We start from the raw sequence: 19072 nt of genomic DNA, 5'->3' as shown, positions 1-19072 counted from the left end.
AGCGCTCACGCGGCGAAGCGATCGGTGGCGCGCACGAGCGCGTCGACGATGCCGGGCTCGCTCGCCGCGTGCCCCGCGTCGGGAATCATCTCGAAGTGCGCTTCGGGCCAGGCGCGGTGCAGATCCCACGCCGTCTCGGGCGGCGTGCACGCGTCGTAGCGTCCCTGCACGATGACGCCGGGGATGCCGGCGAGCTTCTCGGCTGCATCGCGGATCAACTGACCCTCCTCGAGCCACCCCGCGTTCGAGAAGTAGTGGTTCTCGATGCGCGCGAATGCGACGGCGCTCACCGTGTCCGCCCGCGCCTCCGCGATGCCCTCGAGGTCGGGGAGGAGTCTGATCGTCGAGTTCTCCCAGACGGTCCATGCCACCCCGGCGGGCACGTGCACCGCCGGATCGGCGTCGAAGAGGCGGCGGTGGTAGGCGGCGACGAGGTCGTCGCGCTCCGCCTCGGGAATGACCGCGAGGTACTCCTCCCACATGTCGGGGAAGAGGTGCGACGCCCCCTCCTGGTAGAACCAGCGGATCTCGGCGGCGCGCAGCGTGAAGATGCCGCGCAGCACGAGCTCCGTCACCCGCTGCGGGTGGGTCTGGGCGTATGCAAGCGCGAGGGTCGAGCCCCATGATCCGCCGAAGACCTGCCAGCGTTCGATGCCGAGCGACTCGCGCAGCCACTCGATGTCGGCGACCAGATGCCAGGTGGTGTTCGTCGAGAGATCGGCGTCGGGCGCGCTCGCGTGCGGCACGCTGCGCCCGCAGCCGCGCTGGTCGAACAGCACGATGCGGTAGCGCTCGGGATCGAAGAAGCGCCGATGATCGGGCGCGCAGCCGCCGCCGGGGCCGCCGTGGAGGAACACGACGGGCTTCCCGTCAGGATTACCGCACGCCTCCCAGTAGACGGAGTGGCCGTCGCCGACGTCGAGCATGCCCTCCGCGTAGGGCTCGATGGCGGGGTACAGGTCTCGCAGCGCTTCGCTCATGCCTCCACCCTAACGAGCGGCGGGCGGCACGGGCTCAGCTCACCTTCGCCTGGCCCGCCGCGCGGCGCTCGGCCTCCTGCTGGCGCCGGCGCAGCTCCTTCTCGTGCACGGGCCAGGTGCCGGCGGCGCGCTGCGCCTCCACGTAGTCGTGCGCCTCCTGCTGCCGCTCCGCCTCGATGCCGGTCGCGATCTCGGCGCGCAGCAGTTCGGGGGTGAGCCCGAACGGCTCGATCAGATCGAGTGCGTGCGGGCGCAGTCGCGAGATGAGGCGGTCGACGTAGGCCGTCACCGATTCGGCCCGGTGCGGGGAGATCCGCCCGGCGGTGAGGTACCAGGCGGCGTTGCGCTCGATGATCCCGAGCCCGAAGAGGTCTCGCATCCAGGTGAGCACCTGCCGCGACCCGGCGTCAGTGATCTTCTCGAGCGCGTCGGTGAACGCCTCCCACTGCAGCAGCTCTCCGTGCGCGCGAGCCGCCTCGATGAGCTTGTACTGCTGCGCGTTGAACGCGTTCTCGTTCGCGATCGCGCGGGCACGCCGATCGTCTTTCGGGATGCCCTTCGTCGCGTCGCGCAGCGCGAGCGCGATCTCGCCGATCATGGTCTGCACGCGATCCGCGAGCAGCTGCCGCTGCGCCTGCGGCGAGCGCATGCTCTCGATCGAGCGGGCGACCTGCCCGAAGTCGGCGATGCTCTGCCCGACGACGCGCAGGCCGAAGCGGCTGACGCGGTTGCCGATCTGGCTGGCGGCGGCGCGTGCGAGCGCTGCGCGATCGGCGTTCTTGAACTGCGCGGCGTAGTCGCTGAGGAGGCGCTTGCCGACGAGTTGCAGCAGCACGTTGTTGTCGCCCTCGAAGGTCACGTAGATGTCGAGGTCGGCGCGCAGGCCGACGATGCGGTTCTTCGCGATGAACCCGGCGCCGCCGCAGGCCTCGCGGGCCTCCTGCAGGGTGTCGAGCGCGGCCCAGGTCGATAGCGGCTTGAACGCCGCTGCGAGCGTTTCGAGGTCTTCGCGGTTCTCGTCGGTGTCCTTCGCCCCCGAGAACACCTCGTCGAAGACGGTGAGCAGGCGCTCGTCGGCGAACTGCATGGCGTAGGTCTGCGCGAGGCGCGGGATGAGGCGTCGCTGATGCAGGCCGTAGTCGAGCAGCACGGTCTCACGCCCGGATGCGCCGGGGAACTGGCGGCGCTCGCTGCCGTACCGGATCGCGATGCCGAGGGCCGCCTGCATGGCGCGCACCGCCGATCCGTCGAGCGAGACGCGGCCCTGCACGAGCGTGCCGATCATCGTGAAGAAGCGTCGGCCGGGGCTGTCGATCTCCGAGGAGTAGGTGCCGTCGGCCGCGACGTCGCCGTACCGGTTGAGCAGGTTCTCGCGCGGTACGCGCACCCGCGTGAAGTGCAGGCGCCCGTTGTCGATCCCGTTGAGACCGCCCTTCACGCCGTCGTCCTCACTGCCGACGCCGGGCAGCATCTCCCCCTCGGGGGTGCGGATCGGCACGTAGAAGGCGTGCACGCCGTGGTTCACCCCGCGGGTGATGAGCTGCGCGAACACCACGGCGGCGCGCCCGTGCAGGGCGGCGTTGCCGAGGTAGTCCTTCCACGCGCCGGCGAACGGCGTGTGGATCTCGAACTCCTCGGTCTCCGGATCGTAGGTGGCCGTGGTGCCGATCGATGCGACGTCCGATCCGTGCCCGATCTCGGTCATCGCGAACGCGCCCGGCGTCTGCAGGCTGATGACGTCGGGCAGCCAGCGCTCGTGGTGCTTCGCGGTGCCGAGGTGCAGGATCGCGGCGCCGAACAGGCCCCACTGCACTCCGCTCTTGATCTGCAGCGAGGGGTCGGCGAGCACCAGTTCCTGGAAGGCGGCGATGTTGCCGCCGTGGTTATCGCTCCCGCCGGCTGCTGCGGGGAACGCGCGCTGGATCGCGCCCGCTTCGACGAGGATGCTCAGCTGTTCGAGGGCGCGCTCGCGGTGGTCGCTCATCGACTGCCCGGGGATGGTGTGGAGCCGCGGGTCGGCCGCGAGCCTCCGTGACTCGAGCCGCTCGGTCTTCCACTTGCCGAGCAGCGCGTCGCTCACGACGGCGGGATCGATTCGGGGGTGGGACGATGCGCTGAGGTCGGCCATCGGAACTCCTTCGAAGGTGACGAGCGGGGCGGCCCGGGCCTGCCGGGCCCCGAATTGCTGTCAGCCTAGAGACGCGCGCCGACACTGCCAAGCGATGGGCCGTGCAGCCACAAATCGGCGCCCGGTGGTCACGGGTGCGCGTTGTGAGCTTCCTCTAAATCGAGGCGCCTCGCGCTGGCGGGTTCGTCAACCGCGGGTCGCTGCACCGGCGGAGACCGGCGCGGCCGGGCCGAAGAACGAAGCGCTGACGCCCGCCTCCTCGAGCAGCTGGCGCGTGCGCGGTTCGCGCGAGGGCGGGATCACGAGCACGGCGCTCCCCGCCTCCCCCGCGCGACCGGTGCGGCCGGTGCGGTGCAGGTACCCCTTCGCGTCCTCCGGCGCATCGGCCTGCACGACGAGGTCGACGCCGTCGATGTGGAGGCCGCGCGCCGCGACGTCGGTGGCGACGAGCACGCTCGCCCGGCCCGAGGTGAACTTCGCGAGGTTGAGCTCTCTCCGCGCCTGGCTGAGGTTGCCGTGGAGCGCGGTCACCGTGATGCCGGCGGCGCCGAGCATCTCGGCGACCTGCTCGGCGGATGCGCGGGTGCGGCAGAACACGATCGTGCGCCCTCCGCCCGCGGCGAGTTCGACGAGCACCTCGTTCTTCTGCGCGCGCTGCACGACGAGCACGCGGTGATCGACCGGCATCGCCGCGGCCTCCTCGGCCTCGTGCACCGCCGGGTCGGAGAGGAACTCCCCGATGAGCGCCGACACCGACGCGTCGAGCGTCGCGGAGAACAGCAGCCGCTGGCCGCCGCGCACCGTGTGCCGCAGCACGCGCTGCACGGGTTCGAGGAACCCGAGGTCGCACATGTGGTCGGCCTCGTCGATGACGGAGACGAGCACCTCGCGCAGGTCGAGACGTCGACGCGCGACGAGGTCTTCGACCCGCCCCGGGGTGCCGATGATGATGTCGGCGCCGCGCTCGAGGGCGTGGATCTGCGGGTCGACGGGCACTCCGCCGACGAGCTGCGCCGTGTAGAAGCCGACCGACCGGGCGAGGGGCTGCACGGTTCGGTCGATCTGCAGCGCGAGCTCGCGGGTCGGTGCGAGGATCAGCGCCTTCGGCTTGCGGGTCGCGCCCCGCGTCTCGCGCACGCCCCGCTGCTTCCGCGCCTGGGCGGGCTTCGGGTCCGACGCGAACGCGCCCTGCCCCTTCAACCGCAGCAGACGCTCGACGAGCGCCGCGCCGAAGGCGATCGTCTTGCCGGATCCGGTGCGCGCGCGCCCGAGCACGTCGCGGCCGGCGACCGCGTCGGGGATCGTCGCCGCCTGGATCGGGAACGGCTTCTCGGCCCCGAGCTCGCCGAGCACCCGGATGAGGTTGCCCCCGAGCCCGAGGTCGCCGAATGCGAGCCCGGCCGCATCCGCGGCGGTCGTGCGCCGGGCTTCGAGTCGCTGCGGCGGCGCGGCGGCGCGGGGGGTCTCGCGCCGGTTCGCGGCGGATCGCGATGCCGTCGCGTCCGTTCCCGATGCGCGCCCCGCTGTTCGGGCTGACTGCCGCCCCGGCGCAGCCCGCTGCGACGGCTCGACGCGATCCTCCGTGGGCGCCGCCGGTCGCCCGCGGCGCGGCTCGGCGCTCCCGGCGCGCTTCGGCTTGCGGTGGGGGTCGTAGTTGGCGGGGGGCTTGAACCCGCCGCCTCGCTTGCGCGCCACGATCAGCGCGCGTTCCCGGGGAGCGTTCCCGGCGTCGCATCCGGGGCGTCGCCGGCACCCGGGTCGGTCTTCGGGCTCGCGGCGTTCTCCGCTTCGTCGACCTCCTGCGTGGCCTGCCACATGAGCTGCTCCCAGTCGAGCTCCCCCGTGATCGGAGGTGCCGGTTCGGCCCGCTCCGGCTCGGCCTCGGGATCGCTTGCGGGATCGGGCGTCGGGGCGTGAGCCGGTGCCGATGCCGGGCCGGGTTGTGGCCCGGCATCCGGTTCGGCGTCGGCCGCGGGCTCCGGCGCCGGTTCGGGCTCGGGCGCTGCCGACGCGGTCGGCGCGGATGCCGAGACCGGTGCCGAGACCGGTGCGGGGATCGACTCGGTCTCTCCGGGCGCGGCCGACTCCGGCACGCGCGGGTCGTGCCCGGTCGAGGCGGGGTCGTTCGAGGCGGGGTCGGTCGAGGCGGGGTCGATCGAGGCGTCGCCTGCGGCGACCGGCCCGTCGGCGAAGAGCGGGCTCACCGCGTGATCCGCGCCGCGGCGCTCCTGCGACGCAGGCTCGGGGCTCGGGTCGTGCGCCGGTGCTGCGCCCTCCGCAGGCTCATCGAATCCGAGATCGGCGAGCGGGTTGTCGTCACCCGTGAAGCCGAGCTCGTCGAGGGCGAGCGACATCTGCTCGGTGGCCGGCCCCATGGGCTCGTTCACCGCGGCGGGCTCGATGGTGACCGGGTCGGCCTCCGCCGCGTCGAGCTGCTCCGGCTCGCCGGCGACCGGTTCGTCGACCGGGGATTCCGCAACGGCTTGCTCCGCCGGGGCATGCGCGACCCTCGGCTGCTCCACCTGCTCCGGAATGCCGTGAGCGGGCGTCGACTCCCGCAGCACCGGCGATTCGATCGCCTCCTCCGCCGCGGCGGCCCCGCGCGGAGCCTCGGGCTCCGCGCGGGGCTGCTGCGCGGGTGCGACGGGCTCCTGCGGCGCCGGCAGCACCACGGGCACCGCGGGCACCGGCGGCACGGCCGACGCGGACGGCACCGGGGGCGCGGGTGCGGCGGGCGCCGGCACCGCGGGAACAGGTGCAGCCGGCGTCGGCGGCTCAGCGGGGTCCGCGGCATGGGTGGCATGCGCGGCGCCCACCGAGTCCACGTCGGTCTCCGCGTGGGCGCGGGCGTCGCCGGCCGCTCCGGCGCCGCGCCTGCGGCGCACTCCGAAGACGGAGCCCGCGCCCGCCGCGGAAACGGCACCCGCTGCAGCGCCCGATCCCGATGCAGCGCCCGTACCCGCACCGAGGCCCGCACCCGTGACAGCACCGGCGCCGGCACCCGCGAGCGCGGGCCCCGCGTCGGGCCTCGGGCTGCGCCGACGACGCACCGGGCCGCCCCGCTTCGGGCCGCCCTCGCGGCGGCGCTCCACGAGGTAGTAGAGGGTGGGGAGCACGACGAGGGTCAGCACCGTCGACGACAGCAGTCCGCCGATCACGACGACGGCGAGCGGCTGCGAGATGAAGCCGCCCTTGCCGGTGATGCCGAGCGCCATCGGCGTGAGCGCGAGAATGGTGGCGAGCGCCGTCATCACGATCGGCCGGAGTCGCTGCAGGGATCCGTGCAGCACGGCGTCGCGCAGCGCGTCCCCGCGCATCCGGTACTGATTCACGAGGTCGATGAGCACGATCGCGTTCGTCACGACGATGCCGATGAGCATCAGCACGCCGATGAGCGAGGCGACGCCGAGCGGGATCCCGGTGACGATGAGCAGCAGGATCGCCCCGGTGGCGGCGAACGGCACCGAGATGAGCAGCAGCAGCGGCTGCAGCAGACTGCGGAAAGTCGCGACCATCACGACGTAGACGATGAGAATGGCGGCGAGCAGCGCGATGCCGAGCTGCTGGAATGCGTCGGCCTGCTGCGACAGCACCCCGCCGACGCTCGCGCTCGCCCCGTCGGGCAGCTCGAGCGATTCGAGGGCGGCGGTCACCTCGGCGCTCGCGGTGCCGAGGTCGTCGCCCTTCGGCAGCGCGGAGACGGTGACGGATCGCACCCCGTCGGCCGTGCGCACCGTCACCGGCCCGTCGGCGACCTCGACGGCGGCGAGGCTGCTCAGCGGCTGCGAGCCCGTCGCGGTCTGGATCGGCAGCGCCGCGACACCGGCCTGGTCGGTCGGGGCGGTGGCGTTCGCGAGGTACACCGAGACCGTCGTGGCGTCCATCGAGATCTGCCCGATCTGCGCGGGCTGCATCTGCTGCGTGACCTGCCCCGCGACGCCGGCCTCGCTGAGGCCGAGTTCGGCGGCGCGCCCACGGTCGACGGCGATGCGCAGGAACTCGCGCGACTGCCCGAGATCGCTCTCGACCTGCTGCAGACTCGGCTCGTCCTGCAGCGCGGCGACCACGGCGTCGCTCGCCTGCGCGAGCGTCTCCTGATCGGGAGCCGTGACGTCGACCTCGATCGCGCTCGACGAGGTCACCCCGCCGCCCGACTGCCCGATGGAGAACTCCCCGGCGCCCTCCAGCTGGTCGACGGCGTCGCGGATGTCGTCCTGCGCCTGCGCCTGATCGGCGTCGGGGTCGGTGGTGATCGAGTAGTTCACCGTGCCGTCGCCGCCGCCCCCGAAGAGCGCGGCGGCGCCGCCCGCGCTGCCGATCGTCACCTGCACGCTCTCGATCGCCGGCACGTCGTTCAGCGCCTGCTCGACGCTCTCGGCCTGCGCCAGCTGCGCGTCGAGGCTCGTGCCGGGGGCGAGGCTCTGCACGAGCCCGACGGAGTTCTGCTCGTCGGATCCGAGGAAGCTCGTCTTCATGAGGGGGCTCGCCGCGACGGTGCCGCTGAACACGACGACGGCGATGAGCAGCGTGATCGCGGGCCGGCGCAGCGTCCACTCGATGACGGGCCGGTAGCCGCGCTGGAGCGCCGTGGGGTGCTCGTCGATCTCCTCGGCGGAGCTGCGCGACGAGGCCTCGGCGGCCTCGCCCTCCGTTCCGCTTCCGGCGGTCACGAAGCCCCGGCGGCGACGCGAGGGACCGGTGCGCAGGAACCAGTAGGCGAGCACGGGCACGATGGTGAGCGAGACGAGCAGCGACGCGACGAGCGCGATCGTCACGGTGAAGGCGAAGGGGCGGAACAGCTCCCCGACCATGCCGGCGACGAAGGCCATCGGCAGGAACACGGCGACGGTGGTCACGGTCGAGGCGGTGATGGCGCCGGCGACCTCGCGCACCGCGCGGATGATCACGGCGGCCCGGTCGCCGCCGTCGGCGAGGTGGCGCTTGATGTTCTCGATGACGACGATCGAGTCGTCGACGACGCGGCCGATGGAGATGGTGAGCGCGCCGAGCGTCAGCAGGTTGAGCGTGTAGTCGGCGAAGTTCAGCCCGACGAAGGCGAGCAGCACCGAGGTGGGGATCGAGATCGCGGTCACGAGCGTGGCCCGGATCGACATGAGGAAGACGAGGATCACGAGCACCGCGAAGACGAGGCCGAGCAGCCCCTCCGTGGTGAGGGTCTCGATCGACTGCTCCACGTACGGCGCCTGGTCGAAGATCACGGTCAGCTGCGCGCCGCCGAGCTGATCCTGCAGCTCGTCGAGCTGATCCTGCACCGCGTGCGACACGTCGACGGTGTTCGCCGCGGAGGTCTTCGTGACGCCGATGGTGAGCGCCGGTGCGCCGTCCACTCGCGAGATGCTCTGCTCGGGGCCGGGCTCGAGGCGCACCTCGGCGACCTCTCCGATGGTCGCGGGGGCGGCGGGCTCCGGCGGCTCGATCTCGAACTGGCCCGGGATCTCGGGCTGCTCCTGCGGGGGCGCGAGCTGCTCGGCGCTCAACGCGATCGGCAGCGCCGCGATCTCCTCGGCCGACTGCAGCTCCGTTCCGGCCTGCACGGCGAGTGTGCGATCCCCCTCGGTGATCGAGCCCGCGGCGATCAGCACCCCGCTCTGCTGGAGCGTATCGGTGATGGTCTGCGGGCTGAGCCCGCGCTCGGCGAGCGCATCGAGATTCGGCTGGATCGTGATGCGTTCGGGCCGCGCTCCGCTCAGCTGCGCGTCGCGCACGCCGTCGATGTCGGAGAGTTCGGGCACGGCGACGCGCTCGACGAGGTCGGCCGTCGACTGCAGGTCCTCGCCCTCCGCGGGCGTCACCGCGATCTGGATCACCGGGAAGTCGTCGATCGTTCCCGAGAGCACCTGGGTGTCCGCCGCCTCGGGCAGGGTCTGCGAGATGCGGCTGATCGCCCGTTCGACCTTCTGCTCGGTCGCGGCGAGGTCGACGCCGTAGGTGAACTCGGCGAGCACCGTCGAGGTTCCCGTGCTCGAGGTCGCCGACGACGATTCGAGCTGCGGCACTCCGCGCAGCGCGGTCTCGATCGGCGTCGAGACGTCGTTGTTCACCACCTCGGGCGAGGCGCCGGGGTAGCTCGTCACGACCGCGATCGTGGGGAACTGCACGGACGGCATGAGCTCCTGTTTCAGCGAGCCGACGCCGATCACCCCGAACACGGCCGCGACGATCGTGACGAGCGCGATCAGCGCGCGGTTCTTCAGGCTCAGCGCCGTAAGGAGGTGCATGGGCTCGATTATCCCATGCGGCCGCTTCGGCGACGCGGTCGTCCGCTGGCCTCGGCTGCGGTGCAGAGGGGATAATACTGGAATGCCGCAGCCCCGCACCCGCCGAACGCTCGGTGCCGTCTCCCCCGCAGACTTCCAGCGCCTCGACGAGCTCAGGCGCATGCAGGCGATCGCGGTCGGTCTGCTCATCGCGATGGCCGTGGTGTTCGTGGTGTCGTTCATCTTGCAGGCGCGCTACCCGGGCTGGGGCTTCGTGCGCGCCGCGAGCGAGGGCGGCATGGTGGGGGCGCTGGCCGACTGGTTCGCGGTCACCGCCCTGTTCCGGCACCCCCTGGGCCTCAAGATTCCGCACACCAATCTCATCTCGCAGAAGAAGGACGACATCGGCGAGGGGCTGGGCTCGTTCGTCGAGGAGAACTTCCTCGCCGACGACGTGGTGCACGGCAAGCTCGCCGAGATCAGCGGCGCGCGGCGGGCCGGCGAGTGGCTGTCGGATCGCCGCAACGCCGAGCGGGTGAGCGCGATGGCGGCGTCGGCGGCCCTCGGCACGCTGGCCGTGCTCGACGACGACGACGTCCAGGAGCTCGTGGAGGTGCTCGTGCGGCGCCACGTGATCGACCCCGAGTGGAGCCCGCTGCTCGGGCGAGCCGCCGAGTCGTTCGTCTCGGGCGGCCATCATGAGGCGCTGCTCGACATCGCGGCGGAGCGCCTCGAGGGGTGGCTGGTCGAGCACCCCGACGCGTTCGACCGGGTGGTGTCGTCGCGCCTGCCGTCTTGGGTGCCGGGCATCGTCGACCGGTTCGTCGATCACCGGCTGCACGCGGAGGCCGTGCGCTTCGTGCAGAGTGTGGCCGCCGAGCGCGATCACCCCTTCCGCGTCGCGGTGAGCAAGTTCCTCGCCGATCTCGCGGGCGACCTGCAGACCCAGGAGCGGCTGCAGGGGCAGCTGGAGGCGTTCAAGCACGGCGTATTCGACAGCCCGCGCATCCGCGCGCTCGCCCAGAGCACGTGGCAGACCGCCCGGGCGGCGCTCGTCGAGATGCTCGAGGATCCGGAGAGCGATCTCCGCGTGCGCATGGTGCGCGCCGCACAGGATTTCGGCGGCAAGCTGCAGGGCGATGCCACGCTGCAGTACAAGATCGACGTCTGGGTGATGGAGGTGGTCGAACGGCTCGTGCGCACCTACCGTCACGATCTCGCGAACGTCATCTCGGAGACGGTGCAGCGGTGGGATGCGCGCGAGGCCGCGGAGAAGATCGAGCTGCAGGTGGGCAAGGATCTGCAGTTCATCCGCATCAACGGGACGGTCGTCGGCTCGCTCGCCGGTTTGACGATCTACGCGATCGCCACGTGGGTGGTGGCTCCGCTCGCGGGCGTCGCCCACTGAGCGTCGCGCGCGACGACTCGCGCCCGCGCGGTGCGCGTCACCGGTAGACGATGGGGAGCAGCATGTCCTGCACGCGGTCGGCGCTCGCGGTGTGGTCGGCGCGGGTGGCGATCGCGCATCGCGCCTGCCGGCAGTCGAGGCCCTCACCGCTCGGGTCGGGCATGGTGAGCGCAACGGAGAAGCTGCCCGCGTCGGCGTCGGTGTACCGGTGCGTGGCGAAGCCGCGCCACGCCCAGTCGTCGGTCACCCACGCGCTCGTCAGCCGACTGGTGTCGACGTCTCCCGACTCGGCGCCCTCCGGGATCCCGCCGAGGCAGGGGCCCGGCTTCTCACCCGCCGTTTCAGGGACGGCGCAGACCGCGACGTATATGCCGATCCCGGCATCGAACCCCGTTCCGTCGATGCGGATCTGCTGCCCCGGCTCGATCGACCCGAGGTCGGCGGGTCCGTCCTCGTCGCTCGCCGTCAGCGTTCTGACCCGGCCGTCGGCGCCGCGCGCGGAGGTCTCCGACACGGTGCTCGACGGCACCTCCTGACCCGACCCTCCGGCGCTGCGGTGCAGCAGGATGGGAGCGGCGACGGCGACCGCCGCGATGAGCGCGAGGGCGGCGACGACGAGGAGCGCGACGAGCACGATTCGAGTGGGACGAGCGCGCATGGATGGCATGCCCACATGCTAACGCGCTGCATCCGTGGGGCGGGTTCATCATGCTAGAATCTGCACCATACGTCTATGAACTGGTATCTGCCTCGGGGGTGAACTCGCGGGGCCCGACTGTGTAAGGGGGTCACGCATGGGGCGCGGCCGTCAGAAGGCAAAGCACACCAAGGTCGCCAGGGAGCTGAAGTACTTCAGCCCCGACACGAACTATTCTGCGTTGCAACAGGAACTGTCAGCAGCAGAGGCGTCGCGAGTGCGCGAAGAAGACCCGTGGGCGGAGTACGCCAGCAAGTACAACGCTGACGACGACGACGAGGATTGACGCTCCGCGCATCGTTCGCCGCTTCGTCGCAATGAGTCAGGGCCCCTCCACCGGAGGGGCCCTGACTCATTGCTGTGCGGGCGCTCGGCTCAGGCGCCCTTGCCCTGCGCGGCGACGGCGGCGGCCCCTGCGGCGGCGGCCTCGGGATCGAGGTACCGGCCCGGTCCCGTCGGCGTGCCGTCAGCCGCGATCTCGTAGACGAGCGGCATGCCGGTCGGAATGTTCACGCCCGCGATGTCGGTGTCGGAGATCCCGTCGAGGTGCTTCACGAGCGCGCGCAGGGAGTTGCCGTGCGCCGTCACGAGCACCGTGTTGCCGGCGTTGAGGTCGGGCAGGATGCTCTGCTCCCAATAGGGCAGCATGCGCTCGATCACGTCTTTGAGGCACTCCGTCCGCGGGCGCTCGCCGTCGATGTCGGCGTACCGGGGGTCATTCGCCTGCGACCACTCGCTCGCGTCGTCGAGCGCGGGCGGCGGAGTGTCGAACGACCGGCGCCACTCCATGAACTGCTCCTCGCCGTACTTCGCGAGCGTCTCCGCCTTGTCGAGACCCTGCAGCGCTCCGTAGTGGCGCTCGTTGAGCCGCCACGATCGGCGCACGGGAATCCAGAGGCGGTCGGCGCTGTCGAGCGCGAGGTGCGCGGTCTGGATCGCGCGGCTCAGCAGCGAGGTGTGCAGCACGTCGGGAAGCAGGCCGGCCTCGGCGAGCAGTTCGCCGCCGCGAGCCGCCTCGGTGCGCCCCTGGTCGGTGAGGCGCACATCGACCCACCCGGTGAACAGGTTCTTCTGGTTCCACTCGCTCTGCCCGTGACGGAGCAGGATCAACGTATTCGTCATGCGCCCCAGTCTATGGGGAGACGGGCATCGCCCGCCGTGCCGCCGAGCGCCGCCCGGCGCCGCTCAGATCCGATTCAACCGCGGCACGGCGCGGGCCGCACCCGCGGTGGCGGGCACGATCACCTCCTGCACGGCCGCGATCGGCTCGCCGGGCTCCGCCTGCGGATCGTTCCCCTCGGCGCCGCCGCGCACCTCGAGCGGCGCGTCCTCGGGCACCGAGCGCTTGAGCAGCGCGAGCGCGATGCCGCCCCACTCGTGGTGCAGGGCGGCGCGCGTGATGCGCCCGACGGGCCGCGCGCCCGGCTCCGTCGCCGATCCCGCACCGGCGAAGACGAGTGCGCCGGCCACCGGCAGCTCCCCGCCCGTGCCGTCGAGGTGCAGCAGCGCGAGCCGGCGCGGCGGGTGGCCGAGGTTGTGCACCTTCGCGACGGTCTCCTGCCCCCGGTAGCACCCCTTCGTGAGGTGCACCGCGGTGCGCATCCAGTCGAGCTCGTGCGGAATGGAGCGCTCGTCGACATCGCCCGCCTGCGACGGGCGCCACGCGCGCACCTCGAGGGCGTCGAGTGCGAGCAGCCCGGCGGCGCGCACGGCCCCGGAGCGCACGAGCCCGACCACATCGTCCAGGCGCTCGCGCGCGAAGACGAACTGCACGGCCGACCACTGCGCCCCCGCATGCTCCGTCTCGGTGCGCGCGTACTGCACGCCGCCGCGGGCGACCTCGGCCCAGGGGTCGCGCCATTCGGCCTCGGGCCCGAGCGCGCGCACCGCGTCGGCGGCCGGGCCGTCGAACGCCAGCACCGCCGCGTGCGTGCCGCTGCGATCTTCGACCTCGACCCGCAGCGCGAAGCGCATGCGGGTGAGGAAGGCCGCGAGCGGCTCCGCCGATCCGGCGTCCACCAGCAGACAGGTGCGCTCGCCGTCGTCGACGACGCGGGCCGCGTGCTCGATCCGTCCGTTGGCGTCGAGCAGCAGCGTCTCCGTGCTCTCGCCGGGTCGCAGGGCGAGGAGGTGCTGACTCGTCATCGAGTGCAGCCAGCTCAGGCGATCCGGCCCCGACACCACGACGATGCCGTGGTGCGACAGATCGACCACCGCCGCACCCGCTTCGAGGGCGCGCTGCTCGCTCAGCGGCTCGCCGTAGTGCGACGCGACGCCGGCCTCGGGGTCGGCGATGCGACCCGGGAGCGCGGCGAACGGGTTCGCGGGATGCTCGACGCCCCCGGCCCCGATCTCGCGAACGCTCAGCGCTGACCCTTGTAGAGCTTGTAGATGACCGTGCCCGACACCCACGCGATCGAGAGCGAGGCGAGGCCGAGGAGACCGAGGTAGAAGAGTTCGAGTGCGAGAAGCATGGGGCCAGTCTACATCGCCCGCGACGCCGCGTCTCGGCTAGACGATCAGCCCGATGACGTCGATGATCGCGATGATGACGACCGAGCCCGCGACGCTGAACGAGACCCGGGTGATGAACCCCTCGCGCTGCGCCGTGCCCAGCTGCAGCGCGAACGTGATGAGCGTCGAGACCCCCACCGCGAGCACGAGCCACGAGAAGCGGTCGTCGTCCGCGGTGAGCAGCGTGACGAGCACGCCCATGACGGCCGCCGCCGCCCACGCCGCGATCAGGCGCGGCACATGCCAGGAGTGCGCCTCCGGCGTCTCCGCGGCTTCAGGGGTCGTCTCGGTCATCAGGCCATTCTTCCACACGCGCCGCGCGCTGCGACCGCCGTGAAACACGCGCGAAACGGGGGCGAAACAGGCCGCGCAGTACTATTTGGTGCAGGCCACGAGACGAGGGAGTGACGACGATGCAGCTGCTCTGCCTCTCAGACCGGGATCCTGCCGATTCGCTTCCCGGGCTCGATCTGCTGCCGCACGACGTGCGCACCTCGCCCCTCTCGCTCCGCGTGCCCGAGACCATGGCCGATCGCTTCGACGCCGTGCTCATCGACGGCACCCTCGATGCGCGACGCGCGCGGGCCGCATGCCTCAGCATGGTGGACGGCAGCGAGACCCCGCGCGTCGTCATCCTGCCCGAGGTCGCGCTCACGGCGCTGACCCCCGACTGGGGCGTGCAGGAGCTGCTCCTGCCGACCGCGAGCCCCGTCGAGATCGAACTGCGACTCCGGCTGCTCGAACGCCCGCAGGCCGCGCCGCAGCCCGCGGCCGTGCAGGCGGCCGGCGTGATCATCGACGAGTCGAACTTCACCGCCCGCCTCTTCGGCCGCCCGCTCGACCTCACCTACAAGGAGTTCGAGCTGCTCCACTTCCTCGCCGGCAACCCCGGCCGCGTCTTCACCCGCGAGCAGCTGCTCAGCGAGGTGTGGGGCACCGACTACTTCGGCGGCACGCGCACGGTCGACGTGCACGTGCGGCGTCTGCGTGCGAAGCTGGGCGAACACGAGGGCCTGATCAGCACGGTCCGCGGGGTCGGGTACGGCTTCGCGCGGGCTCGCATCGAGGAGGAAGAGCCGGAATGACGCATCTCGAGTCGCACGCCGCAGCCCGCCCGTCCGACTTCGAGCTCGCCCGTCGCGTGATCGCGGCGGCCGAGGAGCACGACGGCAGACCCCCCGTCTCCGATCAGGCGATGCTGGCCGCCGTGCAGGGCGAGCGCGCTCTCCTCCTGTTCCGCACCGGGGCCGACGACGCCGCGGTGGCGGTCGGCATCGCCGGCCAGGGCGAGATCGACCTCGTCGTGCGCCCGGACGCCCGCGGGCGGGGGTACGGCTCCGCCGCGCTCGCCGAGCTGCTCGCGCGCACCGACGGTTCGGCGCTCGCCTGGGCGCACGGCGAGAACCCGGCGGCCGAGGCGCTGCTCGCGCGAGCGGGCTTCGCCCCCGTGCGGTCGCTCCACCGGATGGCGCTCGATCCGGCACGGCTGCCGCCGCGCGACGCGCAGCTGCACGCGCTCGACGTTCCCGCGGGCTTCGAGCTGCGCGCCTTCGACCCCGAGCGGCCCGACGACGCGGCGCGCTGGGTGCGGGCGAATGCGGCGGCGTTCGCCGCCCACCCCGAGCAGGGGCGCGTCACCGAGGCCGACTTCGCCCTCATGCGCGCCGAGGAGTGGTTCGACCCCGACGATCTGCTGCTGCTCATCGACGAGACCGGCGAGGCGGCGGGATCGACCTGGGTGAAGACGCTGCGCGGGCCCGAGGTCGAGACCGAGCTCTACGCGGTCGGCATGCGCCCCGAATACGCGGGGCGGGGGCTCGGCGCGCTGCTGCTCGACGCCACCCTGATCCGCATGGCGCAGCACCGGCCCAGCCGTGTCACGCTCTACGTCGACGGGGAGAACGAGCGCGCGGTGCGCATGTACGAGCGCGCGGGGTTCACCATCGATTCACGCAGCCGCCAATGGAGAAGGGCCCCGGAGTCGGTGCCCGGTGCCACAATGGACCCATGAACGATGAACCGCGCGACCACACCGATGTGCTGTCCGGGCTTCCCGCAGATCGGTACATCGACCGAGAGCTGAGCTGGCTCGACTTCAACCAGCGGGTGCTCGAGCTCGCGGAGGACGCGTCGACGCCCGTGCTCGAGCGCGCGAACTTCCTCGCGATCTTCGCCGCGAACCTCGATGAGTTCTTCATGGTGCGCGTCGCCGGGCTGCGCCGCCGCATCGTCACCGGCCTCGCCGTGCCGACCAACGTGGGGCGCGCACCGACCGACGTGCTCGCCAACATCAACCGCAGGGCGTACGAGCTGCAGCTGCGCCACGCCGAGTGCTTCCGCGGCCAGGTGCAGCCCGCGCTCGCAGAGGCCGGCATCAAGATCGTCGAGTGGGAGCAGCTCGACGACGCGGATCGCGAGATCCTCACCGACTACTACGAGCAGCGCATCTACCCCGTGCTCATGCCGCTCGCCGTGGACCCGGCGCACCCGTTCCCCTACATCTCGGGGCGCGCGCTGAACCTGTCGATCCGGGTGCGCAACCCGAACACCGACAAGATCGAGTTCGCCCGACTCAAGGTGCCGCAGATGATCCCGCGCTACGTGCGCGTCGACGGCCGCGAGAGCGTCGACGACGTGCGGTTCATCCCGCTCGAGGAGCTCATCGCGAATCAGCTCGACGGCCTGTTCCCCGGCATGGAGGTCATCGACCACCACGTCTTCCGCGTCACGCGCAACGAGGACGTCGAGATCGAGGAGGACGAGACCGAGAACCTGATCCAGGCGCTCGAGAAGGAGCTGCTGCGGCGCCGCTTCGGCCCGCCCATCCGCCTCGAGATCTCCGACGACATGGACGAGGCGACGCTCGACCTGCTCGTGCGCGAGTTCGACATCGACGAGCAGCAGGTCTACACGCTCCCGGCGCCGCTCGACCTCAGCGGGCTGTTCGCGCTGACCCGCGTGGCCCGGCCCGACCTGAAGTTCAAGCCGCACATCCCGGTGACGCACCCGCAGTTCCGCGTGAACACGCCGAGCGACAAGCTCGACACGTTCTCGGCGATCGCCCGCCGCGAGGTGCTCGTGCACCACCCCTACGAGTCGTTCGCGACCAGCGTGCAGGCGTTCGTCGAGCAGGCGGCCACCGACCCCGACGTGCTCGCGATCAAGCAGACCCTCTACCGCACCTCGGGCGACAGCCCCATCGTCGCTTCCCTCATCAAGGCGGCCGAAGCGGGCAAGCAGGTGCTCGCGCTCGTCGAGGTCAAGGCGCGCTTCGACGAGGAGGCGAACATCACGTGGGCCCGCAAGCTCGAGCAGGCCGGCGTGCACGTCGTCTACGGGCTCGTCGGGCTCAAGACGCACTGCAAGCTCGTGCACGTGATCCGCGAAGAGGGCGGCCGACTCGCGCACTACTGCCACATCGGCACCGGCAACTACAACCCGAAGACCAGTCGCATCTACGAGGACTTCGGCCTCTTCACCTCCTCGCCCGAGGTCGGCCGCGATGTGACGAAGCTCTTCAACGTGCTCTCCGGGTACGCCATCGAGACCGATTACGACCGGCTCCTCGTCGCCCCTCTGCAGCTGCGCAGCGGGCTGCTCGAACGCATCGAGCGGGAGGCGGAGCACGCGCGCGCCGGCCGCCCGAGCGGCATCCGCCTCAAGGGCAACTCGATGGTCGACGAGGCCATCATCGACGCCCTGTACCGCGCGAGCCAGGCCGGCGTGCCGATCGACGTGTGGATGCGCGGCATCTGCTCGATCCGCGCGGAGGTTCCGGGGCTCTCCGACACCATCCGCGTGCGCTCCGTGCTCGGCCGCTACCTCGAGCACTCGCGCATCTACTCGTTCGAGAACGGCGGCGAGCGCGAGGTGTTCATCGGCAGCGCAGACCTCATGCACCGCAATCTCGACCGCCGCATCGAGGTGCTCGTGCGCCTCGACGAGCGGGAGCATCTCGAGCGCATCTCGCGGTTCTTCGACTACGCGTTCAGCGACGACGTCTCCTCGTGGCGCATGCTGCCCGACGGCAGCTGGCACCGCACGGTGACGAACGAGGCCGGGGAGCCGCTGCCCGACCTGCAGGATCTCGTCATGCAGGATCGCACCGAAGCGCGCCGTGCGCGGAGAGCCCGGTGACGGAGGAGGTATTCGCGGCGGGCACCGTCTGCTGGACTCGAGAGACCCGCAGCGACGGGAGCGAGCGGGTGCTCGTGCTCGTCATCCACCGACCGAAGCGCCGCGACGTCTCGTTCCCGAAGGGCAAGCTCGATCCGGGCGAGAGCCTGCCGCAGGCGGCCGTGCGCGAGACCCGCGAGGAGACCGGGCTGAAGGTGCGGCTCGACCAGCACCTCGGCACCATCCATTACGACCTCAGCGGCAACCGCCGCAAGACGGTGCAGTACTGGGCGGCGCACGTGCCGCAGCGCACCGTGCGCGAGCTCGCGTTCCAGGCGAACGCCGAGGTCGACGCCATCGCGTGGGTGCCCGTCGACGAAGTGCGCGACCAGCTCACGTACGCCGCGGATCGGGAGCTCTTCGACGTCTTCCTGAAGCTCGCGGCCCGCGACCTCATCGACAGCTTCGCCGTCACCCTGCTGCGGCACGGCAAGGCGCTCCCCCGCGCGCAGAGCCACGAGCCCGATCATCTGCGCCCGCTCACCGACTTCGGCCGGGCGCAGGCCGCAGCGCTCGTGCCCATCCTCGACGCCTTCGGGCCGCGCCGTCTTCACACGTCGACGGCCACGCGCTGCGTCGACACCATCGCACCGTACGCGCAGCGGCGGCGCAAGCCGGTGCGCCAGACCGACGCCATCAGCCAGGACGCCTGGGACGCGGGCGAGCTCGACGGCCTGCGCGCGCTCGTCGCCGCCGTCGTCGCGCGGGGCAAGGACGCGCTGCTCTGCAGCCACCGGCCCGTGCTCCCCGACCTCGCCCGCGAGCTCGCCCTCGCGACCGGAAGCGAGCTCGGAGCCTACCTGGAGGAGGCGGCGACGCTGCCCACCGCCGGTTTCTCAGTGTTCCACCTGTCGCGGCGCCACCCCGAGGCCGGCATCCTCTCCGTCGAGACGTATCCGCTGAAGCACTGATCCGCGCACGCGGCGGACCGCGCGAGTTCACCTGTTGTTC

14 protein-coding genes are annotated in these 19072 nt (G+C 71.8%); 6 read left to right on the top strand and 8 right to left on the bottom strand.

Features of this window, described 5'->3' with window-relative positions; all coding sequences use genetic code 11:
• Window positions 1-5: 5 nt before the first annotated feature.
• The 4 genes from pip to BLT44_RS13200 form a co-directional block, all read right to left on the bottom strand.
• Window positions 6-980 (bottom strand): prolyl aminopeptidase, encoded by a 975-nt coding sequence (gene pip, locus BLT44_RS13215; RefSeq protein WP_010156292.1) that lies wholly within the window; start codon window positions 978-980, stop codon window positions 6-8.
• 34 nt (window positions 981-1014) lie between these two features.
• The gene (locus BLT44_RS13210) at window positions 1015-3108 is read right to left on the bottom strand and encodes an acyl-CoA dehydrogenase family protein (protein WP_010156291.1); all 2094 of its coding nucleotides are present in this window, start codon (window positions 3106-3108) and stop codon (window positions 1015-1017) included.
• A gap of 186 nt (window positions 3109-3294) precedes the next feature.
• On the bottom strand, window positions 3295-4803 hold the full coding sequence (locus tag BLT44_RS13205; protein WP_074690399.1) for a DEAD/DEAH box helicase: 1509 nt from the start codon (window positions 4801-4803) through the stop codon (window positions 3295-3297).
• Between the two features lie 2 nt (window positions 4804-4805).
• Window positions 4806-9347, bottom strand: coding sequence for an efflux RND transporter permease subunit (locus BLT44_RS13200; RefSeq protein WP_074690397.1), 4542 nt, complete (start codon window positions 9345-9347; stop codon window positions 4806-4808).
• 82 nt (window positions 9348-9429) lie between these two features.
• Between BLT44_RS13200 and BLT44_RS13195 the strand changes: the two genes are divergently transcribed.
• A complete protein-coding gene (locus tag BLT44_RS13195) occupies window positions 9430-10734 on the top strand; it encodes a DUF445 domain-containing protein (RefSeq protein WP_010156284.1) in 1305 nt (434 codons plus the stop codon).
• Between the two features lie 37 nt (window positions 10735-10771).
• Here the strand turns inward: BLT44_RS13195 and BLT44_RS13190 are convergent, their stop codons facing one another.
• Entirely contained in the window at window positions 10772-11401 is a 630-nt protein-coding gene (locus BLT44_RS13190; RefSeq protein ID WP_010156283.1) for a hypothetical protein, read from the bottom strand.
• A 127-nt stretch (window positions 11402-11528) separates the two neighbouring features.
• On the opposite strand from BLT44_RS13190, the gene BLT44_RS13185 reads away from it, so the two are divergent.
• Complete coding sequence (locus BLT44_RS13185; protein WP_010156282.1) at window positions 11529-11717, top strand: DUF3073 domain-containing protein; 189 nt, start codon at window positions 11529-11531, stop codon at window positions 11715-11717.
• Window positions 11718-11806: 89 nt separating this feature from the next.
• Here BLT44_RS13185 and BLT44_RS13180 read toward each other — a convergent pair whose 3' ends face one another.
• The 3 genes from BLT44_RS13180 to BLT44_RS13170 form a co-directional block, all read right to left on the bottom strand.
• Entirely contained in the window at window positions 11807-12553 is a 747-nt protein-coding gene (locus tag BLT44_RS13180; protein ID WP_010156281.1) for a phosphoglyceromutase, read from the bottom strand.
• A 63-nt stretch (window positions 12554-12616) separates the two neighbouring features.
• Window positions 12617-13783, bottom strand: a complete 1167-nt coding sequence (gene ygfZ, locus BLT44_RS13175) for a CAF17-like 4Fe-4S cluster assembly/insertion protein YgfZ (protein WP_029608219.1) — start codon at window positions 13781-13783, stop codon at window positions 12617-12619.
• Window positions 13784-13942: 159 nt separating this feature from the next.
• Window positions 13943-14239, bottom strand: a complete 297-nt coding sequence (locus BLT44_RS13170; protein ID WP_010156277.1) for a hypothetical protein — start codon at window positions 14237-14239, stop codon at window positions 13943-13945.
• 119 nt (window positions 14240-14358) lie between these two features.
• Here BLT44_RS13170 and BLT44_RS13165 point away from each other — a divergent pair, with 119 nt between their 5' ends.
• From BLT44_RS13165 to BLT44_RS13150, 4 genes are read left to right on the top strand one after another with little or no spacing between them, the layout of a single operon-like run.
• Window positions 14359-15030, top strand: coding sequence for a winged helix-turn-helix transcriptional regulator (locus tag BLT44_RS13165; RefSeq protein ID WP_010156276.1), 672 nt, complete (start codon window positions 14359-14361; stop codon window positions 15028-15030).
• Window positions 15027-15956, top strand: coding sequence for a mycothiol synthase (mshD, locus tag BLT44_RS13160; protein WP_010156275.1), 930 nt, complete (start codon window positions 15027-15029; stop codon window positions 15954-15956). The genes BLT44_RS13165 and mshD overlap by 4 nt, the downstream gene beginning before the upstream one ends.
• Window positions 15953-18082 (top strand): RNA degradosome polyphosphate kinase, encoded by a 2130-nt coding sequence (locus tag BLT44_RS13155; RefSeq protein WP_010156274.1) that lies wholly within the window; start codon window positions 15953-15955, stop codon window positions 18080-18082. Before mshD ends, BLT44_RS13155 begins: the two co-directional genes overlap by 4 nt.
• Window positions 18079-19032: an NUDIX hydrolase gene (locus BLT44_RS13150; RefSeq protein WP_010156273.1), complete on the top strand. Its 954-nt coding sequence runs from the start codon at window positions 18079-18081 to the stop codon at window positions 19030-19032. Before BLT44_RS13155 ends, BLT44_RS13150 begins: the two co-directional genes overlap by 4 nt.
• The last annotated feature ends 40 nt before the right edge of the window (window positions 19033-19072 follow it).

Origin of the sequence: Leucobacter chromiiresistens (genome assembly GCF_900102345.1) — a bacterium.
GTDB classification, from domain to species: domain Bacteria; phylum Actinomycetota; class Actinomycetes; order Actinomycetales; family Microbacteriaceae; genus Leucobacter; species Leucobacter chromiiresistens.
The sequence above is the reverse complement of the archived record's forward strand: the minus strand, read 5'-3'. Positions and strand labels throughout refer to the sequence as shown.

Coding starts and splice junctions, on each gene's coding strand:
- pip (WP_010156292.1), bottom strand. CDS start 980: ATGAGCGAAGCGCTGCGAGACCTGTACCCCGCCATCGAGCCCTACGCG.
- BLT44_RS13210 (WP_010156291.1), bottom strand. CDS start 3,108: ATGGCCGACCTCAGCGCATCGTCCCACCCCCGAATCGATCCCGCCGTC.
- BLT44_RS13200 (WP_074690397.1), bottom strand. CDS start 9,347: ATGCACCTCCTTACGGCGCTGAGCCTGAAGAACCGCGCGCTGATCGCG.
- BLT44_RS13195 (WP_010156284.1), top strand. CDS start 9,430: ATGCCGCAGCCCCGCACCCGCCGAACGCTCGGTGCCGTCTCCCCCGCA.
- BLT44_RS13190 (WP_010156283.1), bottom strand. CDS start 11,401: ATGCCATCCATGCGCGCTCGTCCCACTCGAATCGTGCTCGTCGCGCTC.
- BLT44_RS13185 (WP_010156282.1), top strand. CDS start 11,529: ATGGGGCGCGGCCGTCAGAAGGCAAAGCACACCAAGGTCGCCAGGGAG.
- BLT44_RS13180 (WP_010156281.1), bottom strand. CDS start 12,553: ATGACGAATACGTTGATCCTGCTCCGTCACGGGCAGAGCGAGTGGAAC.
- BLT44_RS13170 (WP_010156277.1), bottom strand. CDS start 14,239: ATGACCGAGACGACCCCTGAAGCCGCGGAGACGCCGGAGGCGCACTCC.
- BLT44_RS13165 (WP_010156276.1), top strand. CDS start 14,359: ATGCAGCTGCTCTGCCTCTCAGACCGGGATCCTGCCGATTCGCTTCCC.
- mshD (WP_010156275.1), top strand. CDS start 15,027: ATGACGCATCTCGAGTCGCACGCCGCAGCCCGCCCGTCCGACTTCGAG.
- BLT44_RS13155 (WP_010156274.1), top strand. CDS start 15,953: ATGAACGATGAACCGCGCGACCACACCGATGTGCTGTCCGGGCTTCCC.